This window comes from Lentzea kristufekii (assembly GCF_033949925.1).
GTDB lineage: Bacteria > Actinomycetota > Actinomycetes > Mycobacteriales > Pseudonocardiaceae > Lentzea > Lentzea kristufekii.
In genome coordinates, this window is sequence record NZ_JAXAVV010000020.1 from 120,372 (window position 1) to 138,674 (window position 18,303).

General features: G+C 68.0%; 15 protein-coding genes and 1 pseudogene. 2 read left to right on the top strand and 14 right to left on the bottom strand.

Translation table 11 applies throughout. From position 1 onward, the window contains the following. From SK571_RS33620 to SK571_RS33665, 10 genes are all read right to left on the bottom strand, one after another. Complete coding sequence (locus SK571_RS33620; RefSeq protein ID WP_319988131.1) at positions 1–1,317, bottom strand: nickel/cobalt transporter; 1,317 nt, start codon at positions 1,315–1,317, stop codon at positions 1–3. Next, on the bottom strand, positions 1,314–2,342 hold the full coding sequence (locus SK571_RS33625) for a tetratricopeptide repeat protein (RefSeq protein WP_319988132.1): 1,029 nt from the start codon (positions 2,340–2,342) through the stop codon (positions 1,314–1,316). The genes SK571_RS33620 and SK571_RS33625 overlap by 4 nt, the downstream gene beginning before the upstream one ends. A gap of 15 nt (positions 2,343–2,357) precedes the next feature. Beyond that, positions 2,358–3,770 (bottom strand): DUF4331 domain-containing protein, encoded by a 1,413-nt coding sequence (locus SK571_RS33630; RefSeq protein WP_319988133.1) that lies wholly within the window; start codon positions 3,768–3,770, stop codon positions 2,358–2,360. A 69-nt stretch (positions 3,771–3,839) separates the two neighbouring features. After that, entirely contained in the window at positions 3,840–4,238 is a 399-nt protein-coding gene (gene kal, locus SK571_RS33635) for a 3-aminobutyryl-CoA ammonia lyase (RefSeq protein WP_319988134.1), read from the bottom strand. After that, positions 4,235–4,987: a lysine 5,6-aminomutase subunit beta gene (kamE, locus tag SK571_RS33640; protein ID WP_319988135.1), complete on the bottom strand. Its 753-nt coding sequence runs from the start codon at positions 4,985–4,987 to the stop codon at positions 4,235–4,237. Before kamE ends, kal begins: the two co-directional genes overlap by 4 nt. Next, a complete protein-coding gene (gene kamD, locus SK571_RS33645) occupies positions 4,980–6,551 on the bottom strand; it encodes a lysine 5,6-aminomutase subunit alpha (protein ID WP_319988136.1) in 1,572 nt (523 codons plus the stop codon). Before kamD ends, kamE begins: the two co-directional genes overlap by 8 nt. Before the next feature lie 3 nt (positions 6,552–6,554). Beyond that, complete coding sequence (locus tag SK571_RS33650) at positions 6,555–8,102, bottom strand: amidohydrolase (protein WP_319988179.1); 1,548 nt, start codon at positions 8,100–8,102, stop codon at positions 6,555–6,557. Continuing rightward, positions 8,095–9,105: an L-erythro-3,5-diaminohexanoate dehydrogenase gene (gene kdd, locus SK571_RS33655; RefSeq protein ID WP_319988137.1), complete on the bottom strand. Its 1,011-nt coding sequence runs from the start codon at positions 9,103–9,105 to the stop codon at positions 8,095–8,097. Before kdd ends, SK571_RS33650 begins: the two co-directional genes overlap by 8 nt. Positions 9,106–9,175: 70 nt before the next feature. Beyond that, positions 9,176–10,684: an alpha-amylase family protein gene (locus tag SK571_RS33660; RefSeq protein WP_319988138.1), complete on the bottom strand. Its 1,509-nt coding sequence runs from the start codon at positions 10,682–10,684 to the stop codon at positions 9,176–9,178. Continuing rightward, positions 10,681–11,640: a TIGR03885 family FMN-dependent LLM class oxidoreductase gene (locus SK571_RS33665; RefSeq protein WP_319988139.1), complete on the bottom strand. Its 960-nt coding sequence runs from the start codon at positions 11,638–11,640 to the stop codon at positions 10,681–10,683. Before SK571_RS33665 ends, SK571_RS33660 begins: the two co-directional genes overlap by 4 nt. Positions 11,641–11,742: 102 nt before the next feature. Here SK571_RS33665 and SK571_RS33670 point away from each other — a divergent pair, with 102 nt between their 5' ends. Next, the gene (locus SK571_RS33670) at positions 11,743–12,138 is read left to right on the top strand and encodes an SsgA family sporulation/cell division regulator (protein WP_319988140.1); all 396 of its coding nucleotides are present in this window, start codon (positions 11,743–11,745) and stop codon (positions 12,136–12,138) included. Between the two features lie 4 nt (positions 12,139–12,142). On the opposite strand, the gene SK571_RS33675 is transcribed toward SK571_RS33670, so the two are convergent. From SK571_RS33675 to SK571_RS46470, 4 genes and pseudogenes are all read right to left on the bottom strand, one after another. Beyond that, positions 12,143–13,228, bottom strand: coding sequence for a DUF6973 domain-containing protein (locus tag SK571_RS33675; protein WP_319988141.1), 1,086 nt, complete (start codon positions 13,226–13,228; stop codon positions 12,143–12,145). Positions 13,229–13,242: 14 nt separating this feature from the next. After that, complete coding sequence (locus SK571_RS33680) at positions 13,243–13,551, bottom strand: type VII secretion target (protein ID WP_319988142.1); 309 nt, start codon at positions 13,549–13,551, stop codon at positions 13,243–13,245. A gap of 100 nt (positions 13,552–13,651) precedes the next feature. After that, positions 13,652–17,194 carry an nSTAND1 domain-containing NTPase gene (locus tag SK571_RS33685; protein WP_319988143.1) on the bottom strand — a complete coding sequence of 1,181 codons (3,543 nt, stop codon included), beginning with the start codon at positions 17,192–17,194 and terminating at the stop codon, positions 13,652–13,654. A gap of 96 nt (positions 17,195–17,290) precedes the next feature. Further along, positions 17,291–17,509, bottom strand: a pseudogene (locus SK571_RS46470) (helix-turn-helix domain-containing protein); the annotation flags it as partial. Between the two features lie 295 nt (positions 17,510–17,804). On the opposite strand from SK571_RS46470, the gene SK571_RS33690 reads away from it, so the two are divergent. Further along, on the top strand, positions 17,805–18,287 hold the full coding sequence (locus tag SK571_RS33690) for a toll/interleukin-1 receptor domain-containing protein (RefSeq protein WP_319988144.1): 483 nt from the start codon (positions 17,805–17,807) through the stop codon (positions 18,285–18,287). Positions 18,288–18,303: the final 16 nt, after the last annotated feature.

Below are 18,303 nucleotides of genomic sequence, written 5' to 3' on the forward strand. Positions count from 1 at the left end.
CTAACCGGCCAGCGCACGCGCGGCCAGACCGACTCCGACGAGCGTCACCAGCGCCGCGGTGCCGAACGGTGTGAAGTCCGTGAACCCGCGGAACCGGGCCAGCCGCGGCCCGAAGCGGTCCCGCAGCGAGACGAGCAGCAGCCCGGCGGCGGTCAGCGTCGCCGCCATGCCCAGGCCGTACGCGAGCACCAGCACCACCCCGAACCAGGTGCGGCCGAGCGCGATGGCACCGAGCAGCACGACGAGCGCGGAGGGGGACGGCACCAACCCTCCCGCCACCCCCATGCCGACGAGCCCCGCCCGGCGGTGCCGATGACCATGACCGCGGCCGTGTCCATGACCGTGTCCATGACCATGTCCCAGGTCGTGCCGCTGACGACCACGGGACCGCACCGCCGAGCGGAGCAGCACCCCTCCGATCACCGCGACCAGCAGACCGCTCGCCAGGCCGAGCCAGCGCAACACCGACTCACCCGCGATCGCACTGGACGCGCTGAGCAGCAGCCCCAGCACCAGGACACCCGCCGTGTGGGTGATGGTGACGGTGGCGCCGACGAGGAGTGCGTCGCGGCGGGTTCCCCTCGAACCCGCCAGGTAGGCGGCCATCACGGTCTTGCCGTGGCCGGGCAGCGCGGCATGTGACGCGCCCAGCACCAGAGACAGCAGGACCGCACCGACTCCGACCACCGGGGTGAGATCACCCACCAGTCCGACGGCCGCCTTCGTGGCTTCACCCAGGACACCAGGTGGGGTCACGGCTGACCCTTCACCTGGTTGTGCGAGGAATCGCACCGCCCGGACGTCCAGCGGCGACGAGAGCAGGTCGTCCGGGTAGGTGCGCAGTTCGTTGCTCACGGACTCGGCGGGCGCCCCGGACACCGAGACGTCGACACCGACGACGGTGATCTCGCGCCAGCCCGGCTTGTCCTTGAGGTAGGAGTCGCTGAACGTCACCTCGACCTCACCCCGCGACGGCAGCGGCGCGGTGTACTCACAGGTCAGGCGCATCGTGGGCAGGCCGGCCTCGCCCGGCGGGCGCACGACACCGGAGTCGCGCACCTCGAACCGCAGTTCCTGCTCGTCGGCCATCGCGGTCAACGACTTCGCGCGTTCCGCGCACCGCTTGCGGGCGTCGACGAACTCGCGGTCCTGCAGGGTCGGGATCTCCGCACTGTCCACAACGGACCGCAGCTCGATCCGGTCCGCGAACACCCTCAGCCCGTCGTAGTGGTTCACGCTGAGGTTGCTCAACGGGTGCGCCTGCGCCACCCCGCCCGTCAGCAGCATCCCGAACAGCACCAGCAGGAAGACCCTCATCGCAGTGCCCCCAGAATCGCCTCGCGGTGCCGCAGCACGTCGGGGTCGCGCCAGCCCAGCGCGACCGCCCGATCCGAGTACGGCAGCGCTTCCGCGGACCGCTTGTTGACGTGCAGAGCCCAGGCGAGGGCATCGGCGGTGAAGACGCTCTGCCGCTTGGCCCACTCCTTCTCCGCGAACCGCAACGCCTCGACGGGATCGCCGTGATCAGCTGCGATCAAGGCCGCAGTCAGGTCGTCACCGCCCAACGCGCGCAACTGCTGCAACGCGAGGTCGTACTGCACCCGAGCCTCGGCAGACTTCCCCGCCCGGTCCAGGGCCTCGCCGTACTGCACGAGGTGTTCGGGCGACGGCACCTTCGACACCAGCCCGCGAGAGGTCTCGAGCGACTTGTCGGCCCGCCCTTCCAGCTCGTCCAGGTGCAGGCGGCAGAAGGCGACCTCGTCAGGCGAGGAAGCCGACTCCAGCGCCCGCTCCCAAGCCCCGCGGGCGTCGTCCATCCGGCCGTGCAGCTCGAAGTGGTAGGCGGCGCGGCTGAACGACGCGACACCCGGTCGCAGGTCCAGCATCCGTTGCAGTGCAACGGACGCGCCCGCGTCGTCACCGAGCTGCGTCAGCGCGTCGACCAGAACTCCCTGAGCGGAAGCGGAATCCGGCAACGCCGCCGCGGCGCGCAGGCCCCACTCGCGGGCCGCGGCGAAGTCGTGCTGGGCGTTGGCGAGTGCGCCCCGCCCGATGAACGCCTCCCCGTTGCCGTCCGGCCTGAGCCGTAACGACTCGGTGAGCGCCTTGTCGGCTCGGGAGTGGTGCTGGGGGTCGAAGGTGACGCGAGCGAGCTCCACGTGCGTGGTCCCGAGCTGGGCCCAGGCGGAAGCGTCCTGAGGCGATCGGCGGAGCTTGGCCTGCAACGACTCTGCGTTGCGCTGCAAGGAGGTGGTCTGCGTGGCGGCGGGTGTCGCCGCCTGCGGGGAGGCGCAGGCGGCGACCGCGAAGAGGGCAGCCAGCAGCGGAAGTACTTTCCACATGGGAGGCACCCTCATCTAGCGGGAGTTGACCGCCTGGTTGCTCGGCAGTCCGACGTACGGGAACCGGTCACCGAAGCGAACGTCGTTGCCGTTCACCCGGTCACCCTTGGCGAGCGCCGGCACGAGCTTGCCGGTCAACGCCGCGCCGACCACGGCCTGGATCTCGATGTCCACGACGTCGTCGGTGAGCCTGCGCCCGTTCGGGAACCCCTGCAGGTCCCCGCCCAGCACCCCGAGCCGGTTCGGGTTCCGGGTCACCGGCGTGGACATGTTGAGCCGCAACATCTCCGACGGCTGGAACCTCTTCGGGTCCACGTCCGCGTTGTTCAGCTGCGAGTTGAGGTCGGCCTTGATCGGGCCGCCCGCCTTCGTGGTGATGCCGGTCAGGAAGATCTCCACGAGGTCGGCGCGCGGGGTCTTCGGCGCCGGGATGCCGTAGATCGCCTGGATCAGCCGCGCCAGTTCCGGGTCGTTCACCCGGTCCAGCAACGCCTGGACCCGCGCGTCCCCCACGGGTTCGAGCCCGTTGAACGCGTCCTTCAGCGGCGCGGACGACACCACCTCGTTGACCAGCGGGTTGCCGAGCCTCGACACCTGCACGAAGTTGCCCTGCGGGGTCGCCTTGCCGGGGTCGAGCTTCAGCGTGCGGCGCTCGGTGTCGCTCCACACGCCGATCACCGGGTTGCGCTTCGGGTCGCCCTTCAGCGCGAGCATCGTCTTGGGCACCTGGATGGCGATGGTGTTGACGTTGTAGCCCATCAGGGTGTCCTGGTTGACCTCCTTCAGGTTTCCGCCGTAGAGGAGGTCGAACACCCGCAGGTCCAGGAAGAACGAGTCCTCGGACGGTCCGATGTAGACCTGGCCGCCTCCGGGGATCTTCACCGTCGCCTGGTCCCTGATCGCGCGGAAGTCCGGGAACGACGCGGGTCCGGTGTTCGACGGCGCCGCGCGGCCGTCCTTCACGAGCCGGGTGGTCCTGCCCGGTTCGATCAGCTCGAGGGTGTAGTTCTGGCGGAACAGCAGGTTGTCGTCGTTGATCGACGTGACCGGCCCGTTGTTGTAGAGGAAGGTGTTCGCCCTGCCCCGCCGGTCGTCCGTGCGGAACGTGACCCGGAACGTCCTGTCCGGCACCGCGTCGCCGTCCGCGTCGATGTTGATGTCGTACCGCGCGTCCGTGGCCCACGGGTAGTAGTTGGGGCCGCCGTTGGGTTCCTGCAGCCCGAACCAGTTCGCGACGAGTGTGACCGTGTCGGGCTTGTCGGGGCTGGTGAAGGCGTACACGTCGGTGTTGTCGACGGCCGGGTCCGCCGCGATCAGTGGTGCCTCGCGGTGACTGGAGGCCTGTGCCGCCGGTATCGCCGCCGCCACCGCGACCACTGCCGCGGCGATCGCACCCCGGCGTAATCGTTCCTTGTTGCTACTTGGCATTGTCCTGCTCCCTTCCCACGGCGGGGATTCGAAGCAGGACGCCAACCGGTTCGGACCAGATTTTCCAGGTTATTCAGCGGCTTTCGGAGCAACGACCGTGCCGCGGGCACGCGTTACGACGATCGGCTCAACGAGCAGATCGGCCGCCGACGGACCGCGTTCGGGCGCCGAACGGCACACGACGCGCGCCTCGAACTCGATCTCGCGCGACCGCTTCCCGATGCGCACCAGCGTCGCGGACGCCTCGATGACGTCACCGGCCTGGATCGGCGCCACGAACTCCACGGAGCTGTACCCCGCGAACAACCCCTCGTCGGAGTCCGTGTGGATGAGCAGCTCGGTGGCGACGTCGCCGAACATGCCGAGCCCGTAGGCCCCGTCGACCAGATTGCCTCCGTAGTGCGCGTGCGAGTGCGGGACGTAACGGCGGTGCGTCACCGAGAAACCTTCGACCAAAGCCCCGCTCACGCGGCAACCCCCTTCTTCGCCTGCATCGCGTGCACCAGGTAGCTCGCGACCTCACCCGGGGTGGTACCCCGGGAGAACACTCGATCGACCCCCAGTTCGCCCGCCATCAACGGGTCGAACCGCGGACCGCCGGCCACCAGCAACGGCCTGCGGTCCCCCATCGCCTCGCGGAACGCCGCCGACATCTCCTGCGTGTTCAGGATGTGCGCGTCGCGCTGGGTCACGACCTGGGAGATCAGCACCGCGTCGGCCTTCTCGGCACGGGCGGAACGGACCAGCTCCGGTACCGAGACCTGGGCGCCGAGGTTCACGACCTTCAGCTCCCGGTAGTACTCCAGGCCCTTCTCGCCCGCGAAGCCCTTGATGTTGAGGATCGCGTCGATGCCGACCGTGTGCGCGTCCGTGCCGATGCACCCGCCGACCACGACCAGCTTGCGCCGCAACACCTTCTTGAGCACCGAGTTCACCTCGGCCGGCGTCAGGAGCGGGTACTCGCGCTCGACGACCTTGACCTCGTCGAGGTCCACGAGGTGCTTCACCGACCCGTAGACGACGAAGAACGTGAAGTCGTCGCCGATCGGGTTCGAGTGGACCACCATCGCGGGGTCCATGCCCATCTTGTTCGCGAGCTGCAGCGCCGCGCCGTCCGCCTTGGGGCCGAAGGGGATCGGCAGCGTGAACGACGTCTGGATCATGCCGTCGCCGGTGGTGTCGCCGTAGGGCCGCACGTACCTCTTCGCGTCAGGCACCCTGGGCCTCCAGCATCTCGCTCGCGGGGTTGAAGTACTCGGGCGCCTTCTCGACGACGCCGTCCGCGCCCTTGCCCTTGTCCGCCGGGCGCTTCATCAGGCCGAACGTGCCGTCCGCGATGGCGTTGAGCAGCCCGTCGTCGACGATGCGCTCCAGCAGGTCGACGGCCTCGCCGAGCACCTGGTGCGCGCGCTTGACGATCAGACCGTCCGGCGCGGGGCGGAAGTCCTCGGCGAGGCTACCCGCCGCGTTCAGCACGTACCGGACGCTCTTCAGAGCCAGGTCGCGGTCCGACAGGAACGGTGTCACGACGGCCTCGGTCATCATGCCGACGAGCAGGATGGACTGTCCTGTGAGGACACCCGCGAGGTTGAAGAACCCGTCCAGCAGATAGCCGTCGAAGACGTCGCCGGTCATGTGCTTGGTCGGCGGCATCCACTTCAGCGGCGCGTCCGGGAAGAGTTCGCGGGCCAGCAACGCGTGCGCGAGCTCGAGCCGGAACGAGTCGGGCACCTTAGGGTTGATCTCGAAGGCGTGACCGAGGCCCAGCAGGTGGTCGGGCAGTCCCGCCTCGTGGGCGAAGTGCTCGTTGAGGAGCTGCGAGACGGTGACGGTGTGCGCGGCGTCGACGGCGTCCGCGGTGGTGAGGTAGTTGTCCTCGCCGGTGTTGATGATGATGCCGGCGCGCGCGTGCACCTGACGGGAGAAGCGCTGGTCGACGAACGTGCGGATCGGGTTGATGTCGCGGAACAGGATGCCGTACATCGAGTCGTTCAGCATCATGTCCAGGCGCTGAAGCCCTGCCAGAACGGCGATTTCCGGCATGCACAGGCCGGACGCGTAGTTGGTCAGCCGCACGTACCGGCCGACCTCCTTCGACACGTCGTCGAGCGCCGCGCGCATGATCCGGAAGTTCTCCTGCGTGGCGTACGTGCCCGCGAACCCGTGGTGCGTGGCGCCTTCCGGGACGTAGTCGAGCAGCGACTGCCCGGTCGAGCGGATCACCGCGATGATGTCGGCGCCCGCGCGGGCCGCGTTCTGGGCCTGGACGACGTCCTCGTCGATGTCGCCGGTCGCGACGATCAGGTAGATCCACGGGCGTTGCGCGGGATCACCCAGCTTGGTGATCAGCTTGTCGCGCTGGGCCCGGTTGCGGTCGACCGACTTGAGGCCCTTGGCGACGGCGGACGTCGAGGCCTTGCGCGCCGCCGTCAGGTCCTTGCCGGTGGGGATCCTGAACTGGATCTGACCCGCCGCGGTGGCCTCGGCCAGTTCGGTGAGGGTGCTGAGATCGTGCTCGCGCAGCGCGTGGAACGCCGGCAGCACCACACCGTGCTCCAACCCGCACTGCTCGCGGACCGTGTCGATCACGCGGTTGACCCACGGGACGTCACCGGCGCGGTGCGTGGAGTCCGCGCCGGTGATGCCCGCCAGGCGGAGTGTGGCGCGCTCGACGGCGACGGTGGTGTGCGCCTTCGCGAGGGACACCACCGGTTCGGCCGCCCGCGCCGCGAGTGCGCGCGCGGTGGCGACCACCGAGGGGTCGAGGTCGAGCAACGCCATGAGTCACTTCCTCTCGTAAATCGTCCGGCCGTTCAGGACGGTTCGCACGCAGACCGGCGCCGGGCCGGTGAGGTCGGGCAGTCCGGGCACGCCGGAACGCGGGTCGGTGGACCAGCGCTGCACCCGCGCGTCGCTGCCCGCGACGACCAGGTCACCGGTCTCCCACACCGCGTACGTCGCGGGGGCGCCGGGCTGCAGGGTGCCGGTCAGGCCGTCGTTCACGCCCGCCGCACGCCAGCCACCACGCGTGTGCGCGGTGAAGGCAGCACGCGGGGAAACGCCGTGACCATCGGTCTTGTGGTGCACCGCCGCGCGCACGGCGGCCCACGGGTCGATGGCGGTCACCGGGGTGTCCGAACCGAACGCGAGCACCACGCCCGCGGCGGCGAGCCGCGAAAAGGGGTTCAGCCCCACACCGCGCTCCGCACCGAGTCGCTGCGCGTACATCCCGGCCGGGCCGCCCCACTCGGCGTCGAACAGCGGCTGGACGGAGGCGACGACGCCCCACCCGGCCAGTTTCTCCGCCTGCTCCTTCGACACCATCTCGACGTGTTCGAGGCGGTGGCGGGCCGAGGCGAGCTCGGGGGTGCCGAGTGCCTTCTCCGCGAGCGAGAAGCCCTCGATCACGGCGGCCATCGCGGCGTCGCCGATGACGTGGAACCCCGCCTGCAGTCCCAGCTCGGTGCACTTGACCAGGTGGTCGGCGATCTGACGGCCGTCGAGGTAGAGCGCTCCGGACGTGTCGGCGTCGGCGTAGGGCTCGGTCAGCGCGGCCGTGCGGGAGCCGATGGCACCGTCGACGAAGTGGTCGCCGGCGAGTCCGCGGACCGGAACGTCCGGCAGGTCGTGGGAACCCCAGTAGGCCACCACCTCGGGGCCTTCGGTGAGCGCGAGCAGTTCGCGCAGGTCGTCCTCGCCGGAGATGTCCGGGCCGGCGCACTCGTGCACGGACGCGATGCCTTTTGACGCCGCGTAGTTCAGGAACGCGAGTTGTGCGGCCTGGCGCTTTTCGGGCGTGATGGCGGCTTTCGCCGTGCCGCGCACGTGGTGGTGTGCGGCACGCGAGAGAGGGCCGTCGGCGGAGAAGCCGTCGGCGGCACGGGCCTCGTCGCTGATCAGGTCCGAGGAGACCAGGGCGGAGTGCACGTCGATGCGCGACAGGTACACCGTCTTGCCCTGAGCGGCCTCGTCGATCTCGGCGCGCGTCGGCGGGCGGTTCTCCGGCCAGCGCGTCTCGTCCCACCCGTGACCCCACACCAGGGGGCCCTCGGCGGAGCGCACCTGGTCGAGCAGTTCGTCCACGGAGGACGTCTTCGTCAGGTCGAGGCCGGTCAGGAGCAGGCCCGCGGACGTGGCGTGCACGTGCGCGTCGACGAACGCGGGCGCGACGAAGGCGCCGCCGAGCTCGACGACCTCGGCGTCCGGGTGCAGCGCGTGCCCGACCGAGTCCTGTCCGATCCACACGACGACACCGTCCGTGACGGCCATCGCCGTCGCATCCGGTGCGTAGATGCGACCGCCGACCAAAAGTTGCGTACTCACGTCACGCAGTCTGCCGTTGCTCGAACAACGCCCGCACACCCGCCCGGGTCCGGACCAGGTCCAGCGCGAACTGGGCGTGACCAGGCACATACCCGTTGCCGACGATCATCTCCACGTCCGCGGCGAGACCCTCCGCTCCCAAAGCGGCGGCACTGAACGAGGTCGCCATCGAGAAGAAGATCACGGTGCCGCCGTCCGCGGTCGCGAGGATGGCACCGTGCTCGCACCCCGGCACGTCCACACACACGACCGTGACATCGACCTGCTTGCCCACGGCTTCGGCCACGGCCACCGGATTGCGTGCGTCCGCGATCACGACCTCGTCCGCGAGACCGGCTTCAAGCACCTGCGCTGCCTCACGTTCGGTCGGCACCAACGCGACGAGGCGCGACGCACCGGCCTGACGCGCGGCCGCGAGAGAAAGCGACCCGGACTTGCCGCCACCACCAAGCACGAGTACCGAGCCACCAGGGTGCTTGCGCACGACACGGTCGGTCAGCGCCGGTGCACCGCACACGTCGAGCACGGACAACGCCAGCTCGTTCGGCATGTCGTCCGGCAGCACGGCCGCGATGGACCGCCCGAACAGCACCGCGGTCCCCCGGCACGGCACCTGCTCGTCCTCGCCGTCCCAGTCCTGCAGGCCGTCGTTGATCCGCAGCGGCGTCAGCGTGAGGCTGACCAGCGTCGCGATCCGGTCGCCGGCCTTGAGGCCGAGCGGCGACTCCGGCCCCACCTCGAGCACGGTGCCGAGCAGCATGCCGCCCGAGCCGGTGACCGGGTTCTGCATCTTGCCGCGCTCGCCGACGATGTCGAGCACGGCCTGCCGGACCGCCGCGCCGCTGCCGTGCTGCTCCCTGAGCTGCCGGAACGAGGCGGCGTCCAGGTTGAGCCGCTCGACCGCGACGATCACCTCGTCGGCAGCGGGCACGGGTTCCGCGTCGAGCCGCCAGGCCTGCTGCGGCAGAACACCGGCGGGCTCGATGACGCGGTGCAGTCCGTACGCGCTCACGCGAAAATCCTTCGGTCGACGACGCTGTCTCGAAGATATCTTCACGTGAGGCGTCAAGATTGCGCAAGTATCACTCAGTTATCAGGCGGTACCAGCGGCAGTCGTAGGGCCCGAGGTCGACCTTGGCGCCGATCTTCGCGGGCTTCACGCGGCCGCCCGTCAGCAGATCGGCGAGCACGCCTTCGGCCGGGACCCGCACGGTGACGTCCCGATCCGCGAGGTTGTGCACGGCGATCACAGAGCCGCCGTCGCAGTCGGCGCGGTGAGCGAACACGCACGGCTCACCTGTGTCGAGCACCTGGAACGTGCCCCACGAGAGCTCCGGGCACTCCCGGTACCGCGCGATCATCAGCCGCATCCAGGACAGCAACGACTCCGGGTCGTGGCGCTGATCGCCCGCGGCGTCCCAGTCCATCGGCACGCGCACCGCCATCCTGCCCTCCAGCGACAGGTCCTCCTCCAGTCCGATCTCCTCGCCGTAGAACAGCACCGGCGTCCCCGGCAGCGTGAAGAGCAGGCTGTAGACCATCCGGATGCGGCGCTGGTCGCCGTCGAGCATGCCGGGCAGCCGACGGCGCAGGCCGCGTCCGTAGAGCTGCATGGACTTCTCCGGCCCGAAGGCGTCGAAGACCTCCTGGCGTTCGTCGGTGGGCAGCTTGTCCAGGGTCAGCTCGTCGTGGTTGCGCACGAACGTCGCCCAGTGCCCGTCCCGTGGCGGCTCCGGGCGTTCCTGCAGCGCCTTGACCATTGGTCCACTCGACCGCCGTGCCAGCGACAGGAACATCGCCTGCATCCCGACGAAGTCGAAGCACATGGTCAGCTCGTCGCCGACGCCCTGGCCGTAGAAGGCCATCGTGTCCTTGTACGGCAGGTTCACCTCGCCCAGCAGCACGCCCTCACCGTTGCGGCGGTTGAGGAACGCCCTCAGGTCGGTGAGGTAGTCGTGCGGGTCGGGCAGCGCAGCCGCGTCCATGGGGTCGTTCTGCTCCAGAAGGAACGGCACGGCGTCCACGCGGAAGCCGCTCAGGCCCAGTTCCATCCAGAAGCCCATGATGCGGGCGATCTCGTCGCGCACCTCGGGGTTGGTCACGTTGAGGTCGGGCTGGTGCTTGTAGAAGCGGTGCAGGTAGTACTTCCCGACCTCCTCGGAGTACTCCCAGAGCGAGTCCTCCTTGTCCGGGAACGTGATCCCCTGCGGTCCGTCGCTCTGGGGCTCGTCCGCCCACACGTACCAGTCGCGTTTCTCCGGGTCGTGGAACCACGGGTGCTGGTCGGAGGTGTGGTTGACCACAAGGTCGGCGATCACGCGCATGCCTCGGTCCCGTGCGGCGCGCACGAACTCCACGAAGTCGCCGAGCGAGCCCAGTCTTGGGTCGACGGAGTAGAAGTCGGTGATGTCGTAGCCATCGTCGCGTTCGGCGGTGGGATAGAACGGCATCAACCACACACACGTGACGCCTAACGCGTGGAGGTGGTCGAGGCGTTCGGTTGCGCCGCGGAAGCCCTCGCCGGAGAAGGTCTCCACGTCCAGGCAGTACAGAACGGCGTTCTTCCACCAAACGTCGGACGTGCGGATCACGCGGTCACCTCCGGCAACACGTGCTCGCCGAACGCGTCGACGAACGGGATCAGGTCCTGGCCCACGTGGTGGAGGTAGATCTCCTCAAACCCCAGCGACGCGTACTCGGTCAGCCGCTCGGCGTGCCACTTCAGGTCGGAGGACACGTTCACGACCTCGGCCACCTCGGCCGGCGTGACGCGCTCGGAGACCACGTCGAAGTGCTCGGCCAGTTCCAGGTCCCAGCAGACCGGTGGGCGGAAGATGTTGGAGCGCCACTGGTCGTGCGCGATCGCGAGAGCCGTGTCGTCGTCCTCGGCCCAGCTCAGGTGCACCTGCAGGTGCAGCTTGCCCTTGCCGCCCGCGTCCCGATAGGCGTCCGCGACCTCGCGCAGCCGGTCGGGCGGCGCGTTGACCGTGATCAGCCCGTCGGCCCACTCGGCACACCAGCGGGCGGTCTGCGGGCTCACGGCGGCGCCGATCAGCAGGGGCACCTCGTCGGGCAACGTCCACAACCGGGCGCGGTCGACCGTGACCAGGCCCTCGTGGCTGACCTCCTCGCCGGACAGGAGCGCGCGGATCACGTCGACGCACTCACGCAACCGTGCGGTGCGCACGTCCTTGCGGGGCCAGCCGTCGCCGGTGATGTGCTCGTTGCTCGCCTCGCCGGTGCCGAGCGCGGCCCAGAACCGGCCGGGGTTCATCGCGGCCAGCGTGCCGATCGCCTGGGCGGTGATCGCCGGGTGGTAGCGCTGCCCCGGGGCCGTGACCACGCCGAACGGCAGTTCGGTGGCCTGCAGTGCCGCGCCGAGCCAGGACCAGGCGAACCCGGACTGTCCCTGACGTGCGCTCCAGGGTGAGAAGTGGTCTGAGCTCATCGCCGCGCCGAACCCTGCCTCCTCAGCCCTGCGCACGGCGGTAAGCAGGTCTGCGGGGTGTATCTGCTCGTGTGACGCATGGATGCCATAGACCGTCATGGGACTTCAGGTACCCAATGAAGAAGTTCGGGAAAGCTTTGAACCGACTCCGAACGGCGTCCGTGTTGAGTGCAGCACCCTCACCGCGGAGGAGGAACGGCGATGTTCAACGAGACCCGGGTCGGCACAGCCACCGTCGTTGAGTTCATTCGGCCGGACGGCTCGGTCGAGCCGATGAACGTCGACTTCCAGTACCGATCAGACGATCCGCACGCCGTGACCTTGCGTTTTCAGGCGCGGGACCAGGAGTCGACCTGGCTCGTCGGCCGCGAGCTGCTCGCCGAGGGGCTGCTGTCCCCGACCGGGCTCGGGGACGTGCGGCTGCGGCCGGGCGACGGCGACGTGCTCGTGCTGGAGTTGCTGACCGAGGACTCGCACGCGGTGTTCCACCTGTCGGCGGCCGAGCTGCAGCGGTTCCTCGACTCGACCTACGCGGCGGTCCCGGCCGGGCGTGAGGTCGTCGACTTCGACCTGCTGGTGAAGGACCTCCTCGGCTGACCTGTCACCACACCTGACGAGGGCGGTCCACGCCGGGTGCTTCCGGTCGGCAGATCGTGTCGTTCGACCTGACGAGGTCTCCTGCTGCGGAGATGACGGCGAGTTCCCCGTTCATGACCGCACTGCGCACAAGGGTCGCGAGCTGCTCAGTCGTGGCGTGCGGGCTGTTGATCGCGATCTCACGGCCGACCGCGTTGTTGTGCAGGTCCATCGCGTGTGCGGTCGCCGAGTTGCCGCCGCTCTGCTCGTGCGCCGTCGTGAACCTTTCGGAGAACTCAGGACTGATGTGGTGCGCCAACAGCGCACTCGCGTAGGCGTGCCGGAACGCGTCAGCCTTGTTGTCGGCAACAACGCCGCTCTCGTAGTAGCCGTAATAGGCGCCGTCACCGCCTTTGTCGGCGAACAGGTCGATCGCAACCTGCTCCGAGTGGTGCTTGATCCAGCCGGCAACGATCTTCTCCGCATCGGTGAGGCCGAAGAAGAGATCCGCCTCTACATGATTGAAGTCGGATACCGGCAGCAAGTTCCAGAGGAAGCCCTGGAAGCCAGGTTCCCTGGAGTCTTCCGAAACGTGGAAGTCTCGGAGAAGAGTCTCGTCGAACGCGTTGTCACGAGCCATCGCCGCCGCGCGTCCGAACTGCTTGCTGGAGTCGACGTCGAGGTCCACAGCCTCTGTCAAGATCGCCTCCACGTGTCCCTTCACCTCGTAGTACGCGAACGGACCTCCTCCCTTGATGAGGTCGAGGAAGCTTGAGAGATCCGCCTTCGGCACCACCTCACCGTCATCCTGGATGCGAAACCCTTTCTCTGTGGCCAAGTCCTCGGCCCTGCGGACCTGACAGCGCAGCTTCAGGACGCGGTGTTTCGTTTCCGAAAGCGTCCTGCGAATCTGGATCATCGCTTCCTCGATCCGTTCGAGCCTCTCGACCAGCTCACGCTGCCTGGCGGCCGCCAGTTCAGCGCTCGCGGACGCCCAGGACTTGAACGGCTGACGGCGGAGGAAGTCGTCGAGCACCGCCCTGAGCTGCCCGATGCTGCGGTCCAGACGGGTCATCATTTCGTCAAGCGGACGGGCGTCCCACTCACGCACGTTTCCGTAGGTGATCATTTGCCGTTCCCCTCACGCCGTAGAGCATCGGCGCGCTCCTCATCGACCCGTTCGTAGGTTTCCGCGGTGCCGGACATCTTCTCCTCGTAGTCGGCGACGTCCCTGGACCACCTGATGAGCTCCTCATGCCAGAGAGTTTCGAGGCCAGCCGCGTACCTGGCCGTCCTCGAGCCCTTCAAAGCGCGCTCGACCGTCTCCCCGAAGTCAGCCAACTCCCCGGCTTTGACGATCGTCTCGCTCGCCTCACGAGCTGCGGACGCAGCGCCGCGCAGCGCCGCCGCGTCCACATCGATGCAGTCGAACACCCGAGTCCTCCTCAACTACCCGCCTTGTGCCGAGCACAGTGAACGAAAGACGAGGGGGTGTGCGAAACAGCTTGGCGAATAGCCACACAACCCCACACCGTCAGCAGATGGCCCGGAACTCCTCACCAGGGACGTGCTTGCGCCACTCGTCTCGGGTGATCAGCAGACCTGCCGAGTCGCAAATTGTCCGAGCCACCCGATCGGGGTCGGGATCCAGCACTGCAGTGACGTTGCCCAGTACCGTGGCGAGTGAACTGCCGTCCGGGCTGAACGTCACCTTCCACGTACCCTCCGTGGGTCCCTGCACGAGAGCGACGACCGTCGGCGCGTCGCGGTCGGTGATGTCCCACAACCACACCTGGCCAGTGCTGGTGCCGGCGGCGAGCGTCCGGTTGTCCGGACTGAAGGCGACGCTGTGCACGTAACCGTCCGGCCCGGTGATCGGCTCACCGAGCTTGGTCATCCGTTGTTGGGCGTCCACCGAGTAGAGCTGAACAACTCCCGTCGCCGTGCCGGCGGCTATCAGGGACGAGTCGGAGGTGTAATCCACGGAGTAGAGATAGTCCGACGACACAACGACGGGTTCGAGCTCACGCGGCGCGTCGGGGTTCGTGACGTCCCACCTCAGCAAACGACCGGACTGGGTAGCTGCGGCGATCGTGTTGCCGTCCGGGCTGAACACGATGGTGAAGACGTTGCGTGCGTTGGGCTCGAGCAAGGCGTGCTGAAGCGGGTTCGCGGGGTCGGTGACATTCCACAACGCGATCCGTCCGTCATCGCCGCCGGTGGCCAGCAGCCGCCGGATGGGGCTGAAGACGACCGCTTCCACCAAGGCGGTGTGTGCGCGCAGCGGCTTTGGCTGCAAACGAGGAGCTGCGGGATCGCGTATGTCCCAGAGCCACACGTCGAAGGTGTCGCGTGCGCTCGACACGAACAGGGTGCTGTCGTCGTCGATCTCCGCCAGTCCAGCCATCGCGGTGACGCCTGCGGGCAGTGGCAACGGACCTGCCAGCCGCGAAGGAGTTCTCCCGGCACCGAGATCCCAAATCCGGACGTCTGTGCCCGCGTCCGCGATCAGCGTGCCCTTGCCGTCGAACGTGACACCGGTCGTCTTTCTTCCCGCACCGGGGATCGAGGGAGACGGGAACGGCCACACCCGCGCCACGCCGTCCGCCCCACTGGTGATGAGCGTGTGCCGGCCGCGCAACGCCACACCTGTCGTAGGTTCTGGGTGAGGCAGCACGACGAGCTCGCTCCGAGTCTCCAGATCCCACGCGTGCACCTTGTGATCCGCGCTCGCAACCGCGACGACGTCCCCGTCGAACGCCACCGCGTTGATCCAACCGCTGGCAGCCGCGAGCGGTTCGGCCGCCGGACGCGGCGATTCCGGGACAGACACGTCCCAGAACCGCAGCAACGTGTCGTTGCCACCAGCCACCAGTACGCCCGTGCCCGGTTGGAAGGCGACAACGTTCACCTTGGTCGGTACCGGGATCGAAGGCAGGCGGTCGCCGAGCCGGCCACCGTCAACCCGCCAGAGGTGAACGGCCCTCTTGGCGTCGGCCGCCGCGAGCAGCGGTAATTCCGTGTGGAACGCCAGTGACTGCAGCGCCTCACCCCCGCCGCTCACCGGACCGGCCAAGTGCTTCACCTGATCACGAACCGACACATCCCACACCCACAGCTCGGCGTTGCGCGTTCCCGCCGCCAGCATCCGACCGTCGGGAGAGAACTCGACGGAGAGAAGCCTGTCTGTGGGCCCGGTGAGCGCTTCACCGAGCTTTGCAGGACGCTCACGATCACGTACGTCCCACAATCGCACGGTCCGATCGTCAGACGCCGTCGCCACAAGCTGCCCGTCGGGCGAGAACGCAACGGCGTAGATGCCACTGCTGTGGCCCTTCAGCGGGTTCGGCGCGGAGCGGGTGGTGCCTGCGGTGCGGAGGTCCCACAACAGCAAGTCCGCATCGGTGGTCGTGGCCCCGGCCGCGGCGAGCAGCGTGCCGTCCGGGCTCACCGCCATCGACTGCTTCCCGCCACTCGGACGGGGCAGCCTGGTGCCGATCGGAATGGTGGTCGCGGTGACCAGCGCGGACCTCGCCTCAACCGTCGGTGCGACGCGTAGTGCGGCCACAGCGAGTTGCGCGGCGAGCGCCGGGTCGGTCTCCCTCAGCCTGTCAGCGGTTCCGGCAATCTGACGCGACACCGCCAGTTCACGTGCTTGGTCCGCACGGGCGCGTTCCACGAAGGACAACGTGGCGGCGCTGGCCGCGACCAGTACCAGCACCGCCAGCACTGACACGAGGACTCGCAGCACGCGATTGTTGCGCCGTTCCCGGAAGCGTTCCGCGTCCACAGCTGCGGCGCTCTGCTCCAAGAACCTCTGTTCCAACGCGTTCAGCTGCCAATCAGCGCTGGCCGAGTCACGCCATTCCAGCACCATGGCGAGCCGTTGCCCGCGGTACAGCATTCCCGCGTCCTCACCCGCCTCGTCCCAGCGGGTCGCATCGCTGGTGAGCGAGGTACGAATGCGGTGGCCCGCACGGTCCGCATCGATCCACTCACGCAGTCGCGGCCACGCTGAGAGCAAGGCCTCGTGGCTGATCTCGACGAAGTCGAAGTCCGCTGTGATGAGGCGGGCGTCGACATAGCGACGCAACACGGCCATCCTTCTCGTGCGGGATTGCTCGTCTTCACCGCCCACCAGTTCGCTCAGCCGCACCCGCCGTCGCGTGTCGGGAGCATCGTCGCTGACGTGCACCAGACGCACGAACTGCTGCCGGGCGATCGCCTGTTCATGACCGGTCAACTCGGAGAAGACCGCGTCCGCCGAGTGGGCGATCGCGCTGTTGATGCCTCCCGCGTCGATGTAGTTCTGGACAGTCATCCTCTTCGAGTTGCCGCGCTTCCAGGTCGCCAGCAAGGCGTAGGAGAGCATCGGCAACGCTCCAGCGTCGTGCCCAGATCCACCATGCGATGAAGCCAGGTCGCGCAGGATCAGGTGGACGAGCCCGCCGTCGATTGTCACGCTCGCCTTGGCCGCCGGGCCCGCAATCGCTTCACGCAACTCGTCCCGTGTCATCGCTCCAACGAGGACTTGACGCGCCTGCAGGGACTCCCGCAGTTCCGGAATCTGCAGAGCAGCGTCGTAGAAGTCCGACCGCAGAGACGCCAGCACCTGCACGCGGTGCCCATCGGACGTGATCGAGGAGATCGAGTGCAACACCGAAACGAACTCGCTCCGACCGGCCACGTCGACGTCGTGCGTGAAGAGCTCCTCCAACTGGTCGACGAGTACCAGCACGGATGACTGCCGCTGCCTCAGCACCGTGGCGATGACCCCGGGGAGATCACCTTGGCCGGTCACCGGATCGGTCTCGTCGCTCAGCAACGTGAACTGCTCTGCCAGCGCCGTCATCGGATCAGGGCCGGGCTTCAGCAATGCCAGCTGCCAGCCAGGCTCGGTGTTCGCGAGCCGCCCGGCGACGCCTGCTCGCAACAGTGAGGACTTGCCGGAACCCGACGGTCCGACGACCAAGACCGGCCCTTCCGTGGTGGGGTCGGTCGTAGTCGCCACCAGCCGTTCTGTGAGCGCCGTTCTGCCGAAGAACCACTCCTGGTCTTCGAGCTGGAACGATTCCAAGCCGCGATACGGAGGTGTTCCCGACCGCGACGGCTTTCCGAGCGGAGCCCGTACTCGCAAGAGGCAGTCGACCCATTGCAGGACCCGCACTGGATCTTCGACACCGCACGCACGGAGAATGTCGCGCAGCACGTTCGCGTCACGGGGAAGGTGACGACCAGATGAGTAGCTGCCCAGTGTGCCGGATGCGACACCAGATTTCTTCGCCAGCTCCCGGATGGAGAGGCCCGCCCAGTTGCGCAGCCTGGTGAGGGTCGCACCGAACTCCTCCGGACTGGACACCCGATCCAGGTCAAGCGGGTACTCCTCCGGCACGTGAACACACTCCTCGACGATGAACCATCCAGAGCCAGAGCATCGTGCGGGATCGTATGGGAAATCAAAGGTTACTCACGAGTTTGCCCACTACTTGTCCTTGACTGAGCTTGACTCGCCCGCAGCATGAAACCCGGATGATTACAACCGGCCGAGAAAACGCCAGGATCGTGCGGATTCGTGTGGGATTTACACGTCACCAAGTGGCCTCATGCGGAATTTTCTTCCGCACTTCTAACTCGCCGCGCCAGTTGCTTGACTTCGAGGAGGAAGCCGCCACGAGCAGGAGAGACCCATGCAGGCGACATCGATTCCACTTCCCCGCTGCGCGCAGGGGAGCGCCGCTCTGGATCAGAGCAGGCCCTTCGACGTCTTCGTCGCTTACAACTCGGCCGACCTGACCGCGGTGCTGGATGTGTGCGCCGCGTTGCGAGAGCAGGACATCAACCCATGGATCGACGTGGAGCGGGTTCGTCCCGGCACCTGGGTGCAGGACGCGATCGAGGAGGCCATCAGCTCTACCCGCACCGCTGCAGTGTTCCTCGGGCAGTGCGGAGCCGGGAGGTGGCAGCGGCTGGAGATCAGGGCGTTCGTCGAACGATGCGCGACCGACGGCATTCCACTGGTGCCGGTGCTGCTTCCGGAAGCGGGCGAACTCCCTTTAGAGCTCTTGTTGTTGCGTCAGCTCAACTTCGTTCAGTTCCGTGGATCTGTACGTGACCCAGAGGCGCTGCGACGGCTTCGCTGGGGTATCACCGGAGTCAACCCCAGCGTCTGAAGGCGGGACCGAGCAC